This is a genomic window from Candidatus Poriferisocius sp. (genome assembly GCF_965208355.1).
Lineage (GTDB): Bacteria > Actinomycetota > Acidimicrobiia > Acidimicrobiales > Bin134 > Poriferisocius.
The window spans coordinates 1,715,123-1,730,926 of the sequence record NZ_CBDBOM010000003.1 but is presented as its reverse complement, the minus strand read 5'-3'; the positions used below and the strand labels follow the sequence as shown (position 1 = coordinate 1,730,926).

The window sequence follows — 15,804 nt, the reverse complement described above, 5'->3', positions numbered from 1 at the left end:
TCGGCGGCTGCATACAGGCCACTCCGCTGCCTGCGGCAGTGGACAGGGGCTAGCGTCTGTTCATGCAGAGTTATCTCGATGAGGAGACCCGGTCCCGAGCTGTCGCGGCCGCGCTCGGCAACGAGTCATTCGACCTGATCCTGAGCGGCGGCACCGTTGTCGATGTGGGAACCGGAGAGCTGCGCCAGTCCGACGTGGGGCTGGTCGGCCCAATGGTCGCCAGCGTCCACCCGACGGGATCCCGCACCGACACCGCCGACACGTTTGACTGCTCTGACCGGTTCATCGCACCCGGGTTTATCGACATGCACGTGCACTTCGAGAGCTCCATGCTCACTCCCGGCGGGTATGCCGAGGTGGTGTGCCCCCGGGGCACGACCACGGTATTCATCGATCCCCACGAGCTGGCCAACATCGCCGGAGTTGAAGGCGTTCGCTACGCCGTCGACGCCAGCCGGGGGCTACCGGTGCGCTTCGTGGTGCAGGCTCCGTCGTGCGTCCCGCCGCTGCCGGGGTTAGAACTCTCCGGCCACGACCTCCATGCGGCCGACATCGCCGAGATGTTGTCTTGGGACGAAGTGGGCGGCCTGGCCGAGGTTATGGACATGGGCGGGGTCTTGACCCGCGACGCCCGCATGGTCGACATCGTGGCGGCCGGCCATGACAGCGGCAAACTGGTCAGCGGCCATGCTGCCGGCTTGACCGGCCCCGCGCTTCAGGCCTATCTCAGCGCGGGCATCTTCTCCGATCACGAGGTCTTCGCCCACGTCGATGCCATGGAGAAGCTTCGGGCCGGCATGACGGTTGAATTGCGGGGTGCATTCGACTTCGTTCTGCCTCTATTGATTGAAGAGCTGGCCCAACTTCCCGAGTTCCCCACCCACCTCATTGCCGCCACTGACGACCTGTTCGCCCTCACGCTGCTGGAGGAAGGGGGCATCGACGACCTCCTTCGCCGCTTGATCCGCTACGGCCTGTCCCCGGTGCGGGCTATCCGGATTGCCACCTACAACGCGGCCTATCGACTCCAGCGCACTGATCTGGGCCAGGTGGCCGCCGGACGGCGGGCCGACATCGTGGTGCTGTCGTCATTGGAGGAGGTCACCGTCGACGATGTGTTCTTCGACGGCCGCCGGGTGGCCCATGGGGGAGCGATGCTTGAACCGGTTGTCGAGGCACCTTCGAATCCTCCGCTTGACACGATCCAACTGCCGGACATGACTCCCGAGCACTTCGTTTTCCGTCTGCCTGGAGTTGCCGACGGCAAGCACCGCATCAGAGTCGTGGAGGGCGTGGTGCTTACCGACTGGGGCGAGACCGAAGTCGAAGTGACAGACGGCATCGTCGCCATCCCCGACGGGTACCTGTTGAACGTGGTTGTGCATCGCCACGGGAGGATTGCCGCCAATCCGGTTGCCGGGCTCCTCGGCGGCTGGGGGGACTGGACCGGAGCGGTGGCCACCACCATCAGCCACGACACCCACAATCTCTCGGTCTTCGGGCGCGACCCCTCTGATATGGCGGTGGCGGCCAACGCAGTGATCGCTACCGGAGGAGGAGTGGCCGTGGCGCGAGACGGCGAGGTCGTGGCCATTTTGGAACTCCCGGTGGCAGGGATCCTGTCGCCATTGCCCGCCGCCGAGGTAGCGAGGATTCAGGGTGAGGTAGGCGCCGCCGCTGAGGCCATCGGGCTGCCGCCCGGACCGCTCACCCAGCCGCTGTTCTCGGTCATGTTGATGAGCTTGGCCTGCTTGACGGGTCCGCACGTGACCGACATCGGCGTTGTCGACGGCACGCTGAGCGAGCTGGTCGACGATCTCGTCCTGTCGTGAGCCAGATGTTTATCGGTGCCCGGTCCGTTCCGTCATGACGCAGAAATTCATCGGCGCCGACCTCGTTGCCGATCCGGAGCAGATTCTGCGGCTTCAGGCTGCCGCCCGAGGCGATCAGCCGGCCGATTTGGCCATACGGGGCGGCAGGGTTCTGGCACTTCACAACCGTGAGATACTCGAGCGCGATGTCTTGATCGTCGGGCAGCACATCGCCGCGGTGACACCACCGGGGCGGCTGGAGGCCACCGCCGAAATCGATGCGTCGGGCCAGTTCGTGGCTCCGACTTTCATCGATGTCCATCTCCACATTGAATACACCATGCTCACCCCGGGAGAGTTGGCCCGACTGGTGGTGCCCCGGGGCACGACAACGGTTCTGGCCGACCCCAACTGCCTGGCCAACGTGGTCGGCACCCGGGGCGCCGATGCCATGGCCTCCACTGCCACGCCGATGCGCATCTTCCAACAGATCTCCCACAAGATTCCCCGGGTGCCCGATCTGGAACTGGGCGGAGCGGTGATGCCTGAGGAAGACGTGCTCGAGAGGCTCTCTGCGGTCAACGTGGCCACGCTGGGGGAGAGCAATCCCTTCGACCTCGACATCTCGGCGGCCCGCAAGGCTCATACCGCCATCGCTGCGGGCCGTCGGCTCACCGGCCACACCGCCCGCATCGCCGATGAGCCGCTGTGGGCCTACTTGGCCGGTGGGGTCAGCGACGATCACAACGCGTTCAATACCGCGGAGGTGATCGACCGGCTCCGCCTCGGCGTCATGATCACCGTCATGTCGGGGTCGATGAATGACAACGTGCCTCTGGTATTCGAAGACGTCGACGCGGTGGCCGGTGGGTTCGACTACATGAGCTTCTGCGCCGACGACCGCCACGTTGAGGACCTACGCGACGAGGGGCACATCGACCATCACGTTCGCAGCGCCATCGCCCAGGGGGTGCCCGCCATCGAGGCCTATCGGATGGCTTCGCTCAACGCCGCCCAGTACTACCGCCTCGATCACCTGCTGGGATCCATCACCCCCAGCCGCCTGGCCGACGTGATGATCCTCGACGATCTGGATGAGGTGCGGCCTTCGCTGGTCATCGTTGGCGGGGAGGTCGCCGGTCGAGACGGCGAAGCTACCTTTACCAACCCCGACACCATGCCCGACTGGGTCCGCAACACCGTGCACCTGCCGGGCGACTTCGGGCCCGACCTGTTCCGGGTGGAAGCCGACGCCGCGCCCGATGAGGTGGCGGTGGTGCGGGCCATGGAGATGTACGACGGATACTTCAAACGGGCCATCGAGGCCGAATTACCGGTGGTGGACGGCAACGTAGCCCCCGACCCATCCATCGACATCGCCAAGATCACGGTGGTCGACCGCCACCACGGCACCGATACCCGGGCTACAGGCTTCGTGCGGGGGTTCGGACTCACGCGGGGCGCGCTGGGCATCACCAGCAACTGCGAGAACCAGAACCTGGTGGTGGTGGGAACCAGCGATAAAGACCTCGCCCACGCGGCCCGCACCCTCCAACAGATCGGCGGCGGCTACGTATGTGTGGCCGACGGCGAGGTTCTGGCCTCCGTCCCACTGCCTCTGGGGGGCATCATGAGCGACCAGCCGTGGGAGCAGGTGTACGACGAGTCGATCGCTGCCAACCAAGCCGCAGCCTCGCTCGGCTGCGAAATCGCGTCGCCGTACATGATCTTGGCCTTCGTCGGTTTGGCCGGGGTTCCCGACTACGGCCTCACCGAAAAGGGACTCATCGACACCATGACCCAGTCGTTCATTCCGGTGCTGCTGTGCTGTCGGTGCCCCCAGCACGTTCACACTGGATGAGGCGGGTTCGACAGAAGTGAAACCGAGGAGGAAACCATGACATTGGCACGGCTGTTGGGTTCGGCGGTTGCACCTCCGGTGCTCGATGCTGACGAGGAGAGCGCTCTGGCGACACTTGACGAGGTGATTGCCGAGGTGGTGGCGCCACTCGCCCCCGAGCACGACGACGAGGGCCGGTATCCCACCCGCGCCGTAGAGGCCCTCAAGGGCTGTGGAATCCTGGGGCTCGCTGTTCCGGAGGAGTTCGGCGGCATCGGCGCCTCGCACACCGCCAGCTTGCACGCTCAGGTGCGGCTGGCCGTTGCCGACTCATCGGTAGCTCAGGTCTACAAAGTGCACGACGAGCTGGTGCGGGAGATATTCAGCTACTGCTCTGATGACTTGAAGCCCCGGTTGGCATCGTTGGTTCTGGAGGAGAACGCCATGTTGGGCCTGGCGGTGGCCGAGGCGGGTCGGACGGTGGCCGATCCGTTCACCACGGTGGCCTTGGAGCAAGAAGACGGCAGTCATGTGATCAATGGCCAGAAGATCTACACCACTGGCTCGGCAGAGGCCGATTACGTGGCGGTATGGGGCGTCAACCCCGAGCGGTTCACCCCTGAGAATCCGTTCTTCGCGCTCCAATTGAACCTGGTGGCCAAGGACACACCGGGGATGACAGTCCATCGTGACTGGGACACCCTGGGCCAGCGGGCCACCGACTCGGGATCCATCAGCTTTGAGAACGTCCATGTGGGCCCGGAGTGGAATGCCAGCATTCCCGGACGGGCACCCTTGCCCCATTCCGGGGTCCGGTTCGAGGCCGGTTTCGCGGCGGTGAACGTGGGCATCGGCATTGGTGCGCTTCAGGCCGCGGTGCCGTTCGTCAACGAGCACAGTCGTCCGTGGCCCTCCGCCGAGGTGGACAATGCGGCCGACGATCCCATGGTGCAGCGAACGACAGGAGAGCTGGTCGCCGACCTCGCTGCCGCCCACGAGCTGACCATGCGTTGTGGGCAGTTGATCGAGGCCTTCGAGCGAGGCGAGGTGAGCCGCACCGATCTGGCCATTCCCATCTATGCCGCCCGCTCAGCGGCCGACCGGGCCGGGCTGGCCGCAGCGCAGGGCATATACGGGCTCATGGGCACCCGGTCAGTGCGGCGCCCACTGGGTTTCGACCAGTGGTGGCGCAACGTCCGCACGCTCTCTCTGCACGATCCAGTGGAGTGGAAGCACGCCGAGATCGGCAAGCACGTCCTCACCGGTTGGGATCCGCCCCCTGGCATCTACACATGACCGCGCTCAGCGGGGAGCAAGTCCGCGCCGTCCCCAAAATCGAGCTGCACGTCCATCTTGAGGGTACGTTTCGCCCGGCCCGAGTGGTCGAACTAGCCGCCATGGCAGGCGAAGATCCACCCCGGCCGGTGGACCGGCTTTTTGAGGTGGACAATCTGGCCGATTTCCTGGAAACCCTCGATTGGGTTTGCGGCCTGGTCCGCGACCAGCCCACCGCCGAACAAGTGGCCTACGACTTTGCGACCTACGCCCACGGCCAGGGCATCGTCTACGCCGAGGTCATCGTGAATCCCACTCACTGGTCAGGCCTGACCACCGCAGAGCTCTTCGCTGCGTGTGCTCGTGGGTTCGATCGGGCCCAGGCCGACGGGTTGGGCGACTTCCGCTTGCTCCCGTCGATTCTTCGCCAGCAGTCCGGACAGGAAGCCCGCCAACTGGTGGAGTGGATCGAGGGTGCTGGGCTGGATCGGATCGTCGGGTTGTCGATCGACGGCAACGAAGACGCCGCCGGTCGCACTGGTCCTCGTTTCGCCCCTGCCTACGCCGGCGCGGCCCGAATCGGCCTGGGGCGCACCGCCCACGCGGGGGAGTCGTCAGGAGCCGAAGGGGTCCGCGACGCCATCGAGCTGTTGGGGGTGAGCCGGATCGATCACGGGGTTCGCTGCATCGAGGATCTTGAGGTGTTGGGCATGGTTTTGGAGCGGGGGATCACGCTGAACGTCTGCCTGACGTCCAACTGCACCCTGTTGTACTCGAGCCTGGACGACCACCCGATTCGGGAGCTAGCCGCGGCGGGCGTGCGTTTCACCATCAACACCGATGACCCTGAGACGCTGGGAATCTCGCTGTGCAGCGAGCTCACGCTGGCCGCCGAGCACCTCGGCTGGAAATTGAGTGATCTCGTTGCTGCCCAACACCGGGCCGTCGACGCCACATTCTGCTCGGAGGCCGACAAGCAGGCGCTCAGAGCTCTGATTGATCAGACCGTGGGGACGTAGTTCTGACCCAAACCTCGTGGCATGCGGGCCCACCGGGCGCTGACGGTGAGGATCACCAGGGCCACGAAGAACGGTATGGCGTTGAGACCTTCAATGGGCACGTCCACGAACACGTTGTTGAGGTTGAATCCCAAGGCCTCGAAGAAGCCGAAGACAAACGCGCCCACCGCGGCCCCCCAGATGCTCCAACTGGCCATGATGATCACAATCAGGGCGATGAACCCCCGGTTCGCAGTGAGGTACGGCTGGAACCGGCCCACGCTGCCCAGCATCAGCGCCGCCCCGCCCAGACCGCCCAGGAATCCGGAGATCAGAGTGGCCTGGGTGCGTATGCGCAAAACGTCGACGCCCTTGGCTGCGGCGGCGTCGGGGTCCTCTCCAACCGCCTTCACTTGGAGTCCGAAGATCGTCCGGGAAGCGACGAATCCAGCCACGATCACCAGGCCCAGAGACAGCCACGTGTACCAGCTGTGGCCGAAGACGGCATCGCCGAGCCAGGGGATGTCCGACAGTAGCGGGATGTCGATCTCAGATGGAAGGGAAACCTGGCGGTCCCTTCCCCCGACATCGGTGGTCTCGTGGAAGATGTATCCCGTGGTGCCTATGCCGAGGATGGTCAGCCCGAAGCCGACCACAACCTGGTTGGCAAAGAGGCGAATGGAAAGCAAGACCATGAGGCTGGCCAACGCCATCCCGGCCAGCCCGCCCACCAGGAAGCCAAGCGGGGCCGAGGTCGGATCGGCGACATAAAGGGAGGTCAGCGCGCCGATGATCATGTATCCCTCAAGTCCCAGATTCAGCACTCCAGCCCGCTGGGCGAACGTCTCGCCGATGGATGCGTAGATCAATGGAGTGGCCAAGCGCAGCCCGCCGGCCACGGTGGCGCTCCAGAACGTGGCTTCCAGCAGTTGGCTCATGCCCGTCTCTTCCCGATGAGCGTGAAGTTGGCCATGACCCCGCGGGTGAGGCGGATGATCTGGGGGGCATAGCGGATGGAGAACCCGAGCAGGAGAAGCGCTTGGATGATGTCGGAGAGCGAGGCCGGGATGCCCTCCGAGGACTGCATGGCCAAACCGCCGGATTGGAGGGCTCCAAACAACAGCGCGGCCACCAGCACGCCGCCCGCGGTGGCACCGCCGAGGAAGGCGACGACAAGGCCGAAGAAACCGATATCAGAGGCAATCTGCACGTAGACCCGCTGGAGCAGCCCCGCGGCCTGCATCCAACCCACGAGGCCGGCAGTAGCCCCGGAGATGAGAAGCGAATTGATGATGACGCGATTGCTGGAGATGCCCAGGCTCTGGGCCAGGCTGGGGTTCTCGCCGTACAGGTCGTAGCTGAACCCCCGGTCTGACCGCACCCACCAGACAAAGGCGATTCCAATCACGAAGGCAGCGAAGACCCCGAAATGGAATCGGGTGCCGTCGACCACCAGTCCGAGGATGCCGTTCTTCGGATAGGGCTCCGACTGCGGAGTGATGGCAGTGGGGGGTTTGAGGGGGTTGTTCAACAGGTACTCGATGAGCAGGGCGGCGAACTCAGTGAACAGCAGGGTGGAGAGGATCTCGTTCACGTTGAAGCGGGCGCGCAGCAGAGCGGGAATCAACACCCAGGCCATGCCGAACAGAGCGCCTCCAAGGGCGGCCGCGGGAATGGCGACGGCCGAAGGCGCATTCTCGAAGAACTGGGCGGTCAACAGCGCCCCAATGGCGCCGGCCACAACCTGGCCCTGCGCGCCGATGGTGATCAGGCCGGCACGAAGGGCAACCGCAGTCCCGTAGCCGACAATGGCCAGGGGAGCGGCCCGAGACAGAGTCTCACCAAGGGCAAAGCTCGACCCGAACGCACCGTCGACCATGGCGGAATAGGCGGTCAGCGGGTTCTCGCCGGACATGAGCAGGATAAGCCCGCCGATGATCAGGGCAATCAGAACGGCGAGGACACTGGTAGACAATGAGGTGGTGAGCCTGCGCTCGCCGTCATCGGGAGTGGTGGGCCTTACGTCGTCCAATTCGCCATCGGCGACAATGTCAGCCACTGGTCGCTCCCGCGGATTCGGTCAAGCCCGCCATGGCTGCACCCACTCGTTCGGAGGTCATGTCCTCGATGGGGAACGCATCGGTCACCGCCCCCCGATACAGCACGATGACTCGGTGAGCCAGGTCGGCCACCTCGTCGAGGTCAGCGGAAATAACAACCACGGCTCCACCGGCCTGGGCGGCGGCGAAACAGCGATCGCGCATGGCTTTGGCCGCCTCAGGGTCGAGTCCCTTCGTCGGACCATGGGCCACTAGGACCGTGGGGTTCTTCTCGAGCTCACGAGCGGCCATCAACTTCTGCTGGTTCCCGCCCGATAGCGAGCTGGCCTTGGCTGTTGGTTCTGGAGGACGGACCTGGAAACGTTCGGCCAATTCCCGGGCGTGGCGGGCGATTTTGTCCGGCAATCTGACGCCGAACCGGGTGAACTTCCGGCTACCCGCGTAACGGGCAGTGGCGTTATCGGCCACTGAGAATGCTGCGGCCAGTCCGGTAGAGCGGTCTTCATGCAGGTGGGCGACCCCGGTGGCAATGGCCTCGCGGGCCGATCCAGAGATGTCCACCTCATCCACCAGGACATGGCCGCTCGATAGTTTGACCTGCCCGGTAAGGGCCTTGGCCAGCGACTCTTGGCCGTTGCCGGCGATGCCGACCACCCCGAGAATCTCCCCACCGGCCACCTCGAAATCGAGACCGTGACAGCCGACCTCTTGTGTCGATGAGACCGAGAGATCGCTCACCCTCAAGCGAGTCGATCCCCGCTCGATCTCCGGCCGATTGACCTCCAAAAGAGTGACATCGCCGATCATCAGGGTGGCGACCTCGCGGAGATCGGCGGCCCGCACATCGGCCCCCTCGACCACCACCCTCCCGGCCCGAAGAACCGTCAGGCGGTCGGCTAGCTCAGCTAGTTCGGGCAATCGGTGGGAGATGTAGAGGATCGGAGTGCCTTCGGCCCGGAGTCGGTGGCACAACGTGATCAGGGCCCTGGTCTCCAGTGGCCCCAGTGCGGAGCTGGGCTCGTCGAGGATCAGCAGCCGCGCTCCCCAGGCCACGGCGATGAGGATCTCTGCCTGCTGCCGCACCGCCAGGGGCATGTCGTCGACCAGTGTTTCCGCCGGAACGCTGAGGGCGAACTCATCGGACCACCGCTCGACCTCGGCCCGGGCCGCAGCTGCGTTGAAGACCGCGGGGGCGCCCGGTCGACCGAGCTGAAGGTTCTGGGCGACGGTGAGTCCTCGGACCAGCGATAGCTGTTGTCGTACGTGGGCAACGCCGGCGGCGGCTCCTTCTCTACGCGATGACGGCTGGTACGGCTGGCCGAACAGGCTCATCGAGCCAGCGTCAGACCGGATCGATCCGGCGACAATCTTGGCCAGTGTGGATTTGCCCGCTCCGTTCTCGCCGACCAGCGCGTGGATCTCACCTGATTCCAGCGTGAAATCAACGTTGGCCAGCGCCTGGACGGACCCGAACCGCCGGGAGATGCCCCTTACCGAGAGGGGCGTACCGGTGGCCGGGCCCGCGCCTGGTTCTGAGTTCAACGAGGGTCTAGCCGGGGAACGGGATCGCGAATTCGCCGGCTTCGATAGAGGCGACCAACTCGTCGAGCGCGGCTTGCAGCTCGTCGAGTCCTACCGCGGTGTCGACCGTCGCCGCCATGTTGACCGGCAACACCTCTACTTGGGCGTTGAAAATGCCGCCCGGATAGAAGACGTATCCCTCTTCGCCCACTGCGTGCACTTCACCATCAGCCGTGCCGAACGTACCGGTGCGGACCTGGTTGAAGAAGTCCAGGTACAAATCCTTCATCCGAATGACGGTGGCCGCCAGATAGACATCGGGTGCGGTCTGTTCCTGGGATCCGAATCCGACTGAAAGCGGGATTCCCGCAGCAGATGCGGTCTGGGCCGCGCCGATGCAGATTCCATCTCCAGAGCAGTAGATGAAGTCCGCCCCTTGGTCGATGAGCTGCTGGGTTACCTCGGCGGCGGCCTGGACATCAACGAACGAACCGGCAAAGCCTTCGAGGAAGTTCAAATCGGGGTTCACCGACAGGGCCGCGTCGCGGAACGACTGGTGCATGGTCTTGACGAAGTCAAACTCAGGCCCTCCGACGATCCCGATGGTCTCGCCGATAACGGCCTTGGCGGCCAAAATGCCATTGGGATAGGCCATGTCTTGAACGTTGTATAGCCAGTCCACCACGTTGCCCGCCGTAACGGAACCGGGAACCAAGACGCCGCCGGTCATGGAGAAGGCAACGTCGGGGAACTCGGCATAGAGCTGCTGGATCGGATCCACGTACTCGATGCCGTGTCCTAGAATCAGGTCGAATCCCTGGCTGGCGAAATCGCGGAGCGCCGGTAGCGAGTCGGTCGGGTCGATGATCTCCTCAAGGACCTCAGTCTCGACGTTGCCGTCTTCGGCTACGGCATCCCGCAGGCCCTCGTAGGCCGCCTGGCTGAACGAGTTGTCGTTGCGGACGCCCGGCAGAAGCAGCGCCACCTTGAGAGCGCCATCGTCTTCGGAGTCGTCGTCGTTGCCGCACGCTGCGGCTACCAGCCCAAACACCATCAAAAGAGCAAGGAATTTGAACAGAATTGAAGAACGCCTTGTCACGGAAATACCCCTCCTTCTACGGCATTGTCATACGACAACGCACGCACTTGACAGTATCCGACACTAGCCCTTCTCTGATCAGGTGTCGATTGAGTGGGAGGGTCGTTAGCGGCGTCGCCTGTGCGCTGTGGGACGCACGGGATAGGCGTCCCGAGCGGCATCGGCGATGGCGGTCTCGTCCACTGTCGTGCAATGCCCGTCTCTGACCACGATCTCGCCGCCCACCATCACCAACGAAGCCCGGTCTGAGAGGCCGCCGAGCACCAGGCCGATGACCGCATCGTGGACCCCGACGCGATCAACGGTGGTCATGTCCCACGCGGCGATGTCGGCCGCTTTCCCGGGCTCGATCACCCCCAGTTCAAGGCGCCCGAGGCACGCCGCCGAGCCACGAGTGGCCAGCCCCAAGAGTTCACGGGCGCTCGGCCACTTCTGCGGTGATACGTGCATGTCGCGGTGGGCCAGCGCGGCCACTCGGACGTCGCCCAACTGGTTGCAGCCGTCGTTGGAGGCAGACCCGGTGGTGCCGAATCCCACCTTGCATCCGGCATCGAGGTATTTCCGCAGCGGCGCCAGCCCCCAGCCCATGCGCAGATCGGGCGCAATGAGATGCACAATGCCGACTCCGGCCCCGGCGAACTCGGGGATCTCCTCATTAGGGGGGTCAACCATGTGGGCCAGCCACACTTTGTCGTGGTTCCAGCCGTTCTCCACCAGGAAATGCCATGGCGTCACGCCGTAGGTGTCGGTGCAGAATCCGGTGTCGATCACCTCATACAGATGGGTGTGCAGTCCGACCTCCGGGTGGTCGGCGGCCAGCCTGGCGAACTCGCGGTACATCTCCGGTTCGTCGGTGTGTACGCCGCAAGGAGCCAGATCAATCCGAATCCGGGCCAGCGGGTCAGGATCGTGATACTGGTCGATGAGCGCTTGCGAGTGGCGCAGCACCTCATCGATCGTCTGGCAGGCGATGTCGGGCACGACGCCGCCGTGTCTTTTGCCCTTGGTCATCGAACCCCGCCCGGCGTGCAACCGGATGCCGGTTTCCAGGGCGCCTTCGATCATCTCCTCGATGAAGGGCTCGGTTTTGCCGTCGACATACACGTAGTGCTGGTCGGCCACGGTAGTGACCCCGCCGAGCAACGACTCCACCATGCCGGCCCGGGCCACGGCGCCCACCGTGGCCGGTGTGTAGTGCCCCTGGCGCCAGAGATAGAGCGTCTTCACGTGGAGCGCGCTCAGCCAGGGATGTATGGGGGCGCGCTCGAGTTCCACGAACGAGCGCAATCCCACTTGATAGAGATGCTGGTGGCCGTTGATCAGTCCGGGGAGCACCAGCAGACCGCGGCCGTCGATGATCTCGGCGGAGTCGTCCACCTCCAGTCCATAGCCCACCGCGGCAACGCGCGAACCGGACACCAGAAGGTCTGCACCCTCTAGCTCGCGGTCGTTGGCATCGAAGGTAACCAGATGGCTGATGTTGCGGATCAAGGTGTCGGGCATCTTCTGCGAGTCTCGCCTTTGGGCTTGTGGCGGCGCAATCGCCGCTGATCGACTCGACCAACGCTGGCTAGTGTCGCGACACCTATGAAGGACCGGTTTGTCGGTCAGCGAGTGACCCGGCGCAATGACGAGTATCTCCTGCGCGGCACGGGCCGGTACATCGACGACATCGTGGTGCCGGGCATGGTTCATGCCGCCATTGTCCGCAGTCCAGTGGCCCATGGCCGCCTGCTCGGGTTCGACAGTGCCGCCAATGGCCGGGCCACGGTGTACAGCCCTGATCGGCTGGCTTCGCTCATTCCCGGTGAGTTGCCCGTCCTTTGGATTCTGGGCGGTCAGCAGCAGCGGTCCACCCCGGTGGTCGACAAGGTGCTGCGATACGTGGGCCAGCCGATGGGATTGGTCATCGCCGAATCGAGATACTTGGCCGAGGATGAAGCTGAGCAGGTAGGCCTCGACATCGAAGAACTAGATCCGGTGCTGGCCATTGATCAGGCTCTGGCCGCCGATGCCCCTGTGCTGTATCCCGCGGCCAGCTCCAATGTGTTGGCCTCTTTCGACGCCGGCGACGGCGAGGATCACACCGCTGCGGTGTTTGCCGCTGCCGACCGCACATTGTCCCTGAGGCTGCATATCGGCCGAGTTCATGGGCTGGCTCTTGAGGGTCGTGGGATCGTCGCAGTGCCCGAGCCTCGGGGGAAGCTCACCGTCTATACATCCACGCAGACCCCGCACTCGGTACGTGATTCGCTGTGCGAGTCGCTGGGATTGAACCAGAGCCAGGTGCGGGTGGTCGCCCCCGATGTGGGGGGCGGTTTCGGTCTCAAGGACCACGTGTACGAAGACGAAGTCATGGTGGCCGCGGCGGCATTGGACCTGGGGCGGCCTGTGAAGTGGGTTGAAGACCGATCGGAGTCTCTACTGGCCACCACCCACGCCCGCGACGAGATCCACGATGTGGAAGTGGCCTTCGACGATGACGGAACGCTGCGGGGTCTGCGGCTCGACAGCTTTCGGAACGCCGGAGGACGGTTCGCGGTCTTCGGGGGTGGACCACTGTTCACCGTATTCGGGGTCGTGCCCGGGCCGTACCGATGGGACGCCGTGCGCTGCGTCGGCCGGGTTGTGGCCACCAACACCATGTCCACTGGCGCCTACCGCGGCTTCGGGCAGACTCAGGCGGCATGCATCCGCGAACGGGTGGTCGACCTGGTGGCCGCGGAATTGGGCCGCGACCCCGTGGAGCTGCGGCTCCAGAACATGATCGGTCCCGAGGAACTGCCCTATCGGATCCGGACCATGATCGAGTACGACAACGGCGACTACCCCAGGGCGTTGCGGCGCGCCCAACAGCTCATCGAAGACGGCCCGGCGGCAGCTGACGATGGACGGCTCCGAGGCGTGGGGTATTGCAGCTACGTGCAGATGGCCGGGATCGGGCCGAGCACTATGAACGAGTTCATAGGCCTCAGTATCGGCGGATTCGAGACTGCCACCGTCCGCCTTGAACCCGACGGCTCGGTTCGGGTGGCTACTGGAGTGTCCCCCCATGGCCAGGGCCTGGAGACGACGATTCCGCAATTGGTGGCCGACGAGTTGGGGGTGGAGTTGGAATCGATTGAGCTGGTACACGGAGACACCGACACCACGCCCTATTCCCCGTACGGGACGGCGGCATCGCGGTCAATCGCGGTGGGCGGGGGAGCCGCGATAGTGGCCTCACGGCGGGCCGCAGACAAGATCAGAACCATCGCGGCTGAAATGCTGGAAGCTAGCCCGGTGGACATCGAGCTGGGGGAAGGGCAAGCTCGGGTGGCCGGAACCGAGGTCGGAGTGAGCATTCCCAACGTTGCTCAACGGGCCTGGCAGGGGTTTCGGCTTCCCGAGGGTACTGAGCCAGGGATTGTTGCGTCGCACTCCTACGATCCCGCCAGCCCGACGTTTTCCTACGCCACGCATGCGTGTCGGGTGGCGGTCGATGTCGGCACCGGGCAGGTGGAGGTCGAGGACTATGTGGTGGTGAGCGACTGCGGCACCATGGTCAACCCCACCATCGTCGAGGGACAGATCCAAGGCGGCGTCGCTCAGGGTCTGGGTGCTGCGCTCATCGAGGAGTTTGTTTACGACGAACAGGGCCAGCCGAGATGTTCGACGTTGCTTGACTACCACGTTCCGGACAGCGCGACAATGCCCGACATCCGCATCGAGCACTTGGAAATCCCCAGTCCCTTCACCCCCGGTGGCATGAAGGGCATGGGGGAGGGGGGTACCAACGGCGCGTACGCCGCGGTGGTGAATGCGGTTTGTGCTGCGCTGCCGGAGGTGGACTGGACAAACGTCGTCACGCCGCTGTCACCGAATCGAATATGGGAGATGCTTCATGACCAATCCTGAATACGACAGATTGCGGGTGCTCTACCCGGACATGTTCGGATTCGCCCGTGGGAAGTACATCCCGATGGCGGCGGCCAACGGCGCGGTGAGCTACTCCATTGCCATCTTCGGGGTGGGCTACGACCGGGCGTTGATTCCCGCACCCGGCGCCGATGTGCTCGATGGCCTGGGCGATATGCGGGCGGTCTACGACCTCGAACAGGTCAGGGACAGCTGGCAAGAGGGGACCGGCGTGGTTATCGCTGACCTGCTTCAAGGTGGCGAACCGCTCGCCATCTCGCCTCGCCATGCCTTGACCAAGGCGGTCAGCGACCTTGAGGCTTCGGGGTATCGGGCTCGAGTTGGTGTCGAGCTCGAGGCCTATGTGCTCCAGCCCGATGGAAACGGAGGCTGGGAACCGTGGGACACCCCCGGTTCCTATTGCTACGGGACCGGCCCGCTGGTGGACCCCGTCGGGCTGCTGGACGAGATCATGGCCGCAGCCGAATCCACCGGGATCGGGCTGGAGACCATAGCCAGCGAGTACGACACCCCTCAGTTCGAGGTCACCATCGAGCACAAGGAGCCGCTGGAGGCCATTGACAACACCTTCTTGCTCAAGCTGTTGTGCCGCGAGATGGCCGCCCGTCATGGGCTCTTGTGGACATTCCTTGGTCGACCATTCGGCGACCGCGGCGGCAACGGCCTACACGTGAACATCAGCTTCCAAGACGACGGTGGCGAGCACCTCTTCTGTGATCCTCAAGCTGAAGACGGGCTCTCTGAGATGGCCCGCCAAGGCATCGGGGGAATGCTTGAGCACCACGAGGCGGTGACCGCCCTGTGCGCGCCCACGGTCAATGCCTACAAGCGGCTCATCCCCGGGCAATTGTCGGGCTACTGGGCCAATTGGGGCTACGACCACCGCGCTGCGGCGATTCGCGTCCCCAGCGATCGAGGCGCGGGCACCCGTCTGGAAAGCCGAGTGCCCGATGGAGCGGCCAACCCCTATGTGGCCACCGCGGCGCTGCTTCAGGCCACGCTCCTCGGCATTAGAGACGAGGTTGCGCCGCCTCCCTGCGAGGAGGGCGACGGACTGGAGACCGCCAACACCGAGCGTTGCGCTCCTGCCAATTTGAGCTTGGCGCTGGACGCGCTGGAGGCCGACGATGCCTTGATCGAGGCTGTCGGCTCCGAGTTAGTGGCCAACTTCGTGGCCATGAAGCGGGAAGAGTGGCGTCGATTCTCCCAAGCGGTCACCGACTGGGAGCTCAACGAGTATCTGACCTACCACTAGCGGGTTAGCTCGAGGGCAATGCCAAGT

11 protein-coding genes are annotated in these 15,804 nt (G+C 64.5%); 6 read left to right on the top strand and 5 right to left on the bottom strand.

The window, feature by feature from the left end; all coding sequences use genetic code 11:
• Nucleotides 1-62 precede the first annotated feature (62 nt).
• Genes ACOGXH_RS09305 through add form a run of 4 tightly spaced genes read left to right on the top strand, consistent with a single transcriptional unit; the run spans nt 63 to nt 5,945 of the window.
• On the top strand, nt 63-1,832 hold the full coding sequence (locus ACOGXH_RS09305) for an adenine deaminase (RefSeq protein ID WP_419928830.1): 1,770 nt from the start codon (nt 63-65) through the stop codon (nt 1,830-1,832).
• A gap of 34 nt (nt 1,833-1,866) precedes the next feature.
• Nucleotides 1,867-3,672: an adenine deaminase gene (locus ACOGXH_RS09300; RefSeq protein ID WP_419928829.1), complete on the top strand. Its 1,806-nt coding sequence runs from the start codon at nt 1,867-1,869 to the stop codon at nt 3,670-3,672.
• 36 nt (nt 3,673-3,708) lie between these two features.
• Nucleotides 3,709-4,947 carry an acyl-CoA dehydrogenase family protein gene (locus ACOGXH_RS09295; RefSeq protein ID WP_419928828.1) on the top strand — a complete coding sequence of 413 codons (1,239 nt, stop codon included), beginning with the start codon at nt 3,709-3,711 and terminating at the stop codon, nt 4,945-4,947.
• Entirely contained in the window at nt 4,944-5,945 is a 1,002-nt protein-coding gene (gene add, locus ACOGXH_RS09290; protein ID WP_419928827.1) for an adenosine deaminase, read from the top strand. The genes ACOGXH_RS09295 and add overlap by 4 nt, the downstream gene beginning before the upstream one ends.
• Here the strand turns inward: add and ACOGXH_RS09285 are convergent.
• The 5 genes from ACOGXH_RS09285 to ACOGXH_RS09265 form a co-directional block, all read right to left on the bottom strand.
• Nucleotides 5,927-6,862: an ABC transporter permease gene (locus ACOGXH_RS09285; protein WP_419928826.1), complete on the bottom strand. Its 936-nt coding sequence runs from the start codon at nt 6,860-6,862 to the stop codon at nt 5,927-5,929. The two genes, add and ACOGXH_RS09285, sit on opposite strands and share 19 nt — an antisense overlap.
• A complete protein-coding gene (locus tag ACOGXH_RS09280; RefSeq protein ID WP_419928825.1) occupies nt 6,859-7,983 on the bottom strand; it encodes an ABC transporter permease in 1,125 nt (374 codons plus the stop codon). Before ACOGXH_RS09280 ends, ACOGXH_RS09285 begins: the two co-directional genes overlap by 4 nt.
• The gene (locus ACOGXH_RS09275; protein ID WP_419928824.1) at nt 7,976-9,526 is read right to left on the bottom strand and encodes an ABC transporter ATP-binding protein; all 1,551 of its coding nucleotides are present in this window, start codon (nt 9,524-9,526) and stop codon (nt 7,976-7,978) included. The genes ACOGXH_RS09280 and ACOGXH_RS09275 overlap by 8 nt, the downstream gene beginning before the upstream one ends.
• A gap of 7 nt (nt 9,527-9,533) precedes the next feature.
• Nucleotides 9,534-10,604, bottom strand: a complete 1,071-nt coding sequence (locus ACOGXH_RS09270) for a BMP family protein (protein WP_419928823.1) — start codon at nt 10,602-10,604, stop codon at nt 9,534-9,536.
• Between the two features lie 105 nt (nt 10,605-10,709).
• On the bottom strand, nt 10,710-12,107 hold the full coding sequence (locus ACOGXH_RS09265) for an amidohydrolase family protein (protein ID WP_419928822.1): 1,398 nt from the start codon (nt 12,105-12,107) through the stop codon (nt 10,710-10,712).
• A gap of 84 nt (nt 12,108-12,191) precedes the next feature.
• On the opposite strand from ACOGXH_RS09265, the gene ACOGXH_RS09260 reads away from it, so the two are divergent.
• Entirely contained in the window at nt 12,192-14,501 is a 2,310-nt protein-coding gene (locus ACOGXH_RS09260; protein ID WP_419928821.1) for a xanthine dehydrogenase family protein molybdopterin-binding subunit, read from the top strand.
• The gene (locus tag ACOGXH_RS09255) at nt 14,488-15,777 is read left to right on the top strand and encodes a glutamine synthetase family protein (protein WP_419928820.1); all 1,290 of its coding nucleotides are present in this window, start codon (nt 14,488-14,490) and stop codon (nt 15,775-15,777) included. The genes ACOGXH_RS09260 and ACOGXH_RS09255 overlap by 14 nt, the downstream gene beginning before the upstream one ends.
• Nucleotides 15,778-15,804 lie beyond the last annotated feature (27 nt).

What these genes read in the sequence shown, in the direction of transcription:
- ACOGXH_RS09305 (WP_419928830.1), top strand. Translation starts at nt 63, where the DNA reads ATGCAGAGTTATCTCGATGAGGAGACCCGGTCCCGAGCTGTCGCGGCC.
- ACOGXH_RS09300 (WP_419928829.1), top strand. Translation starts at nt 1,867, where the DNA reads ATGACGCAGAAATTCATCGGCGCCGACCTCGTTGCCGATCCGGAGCAG.
- ACOGXH_RS09295 (WP_419928828.1), top strand. Translation starts at nt 3,709, where the DNA reads ATGACATTGGCACGGCTGTTGGGTTCGGCGGTTGCACCTCCGGTGCTC.
- add (WP_419928827.1), top strand. Translation starts at nt 4,944, where the DNA reads ATGACCGCGCTCAGCGGGGAGCAAGTCCGCGCCGTCCCCAAAATCGAG.
- ACOGXH_RS09285 (WP_419928826.1), bottom strand. Translation starts at nt 6,862, where the DNA reads ATGAGCCAACTGCTGGAAGCCACGTTCTGGAGCGCCACCGTGGCCGGC.
- ACOGXH_RS09265 (WP_419928822.1), bottom strand. Translation starts at nt 12,107, where the DNA reads ATGCCCGACACCTTGATCCGCAACATCAGCCATCTGGTTACCTTCGAT.
- ACOGXH_RS09260 (WP_419928821.1), top strand. Translation starts at nt 12,192, where the DNA reads ATGAAGGACCGGTTTGTCGGTCAGCGAGTGACCCGGCGCAATGACGAG.
- ACOGXH_RS09255 (WP_419928820.1), top strand. Translation starts at nt 14,488, where the DNA reads ATGACCAATCCTGAATACGACAGATTGCGGGTGCTCTACCCGGACATG.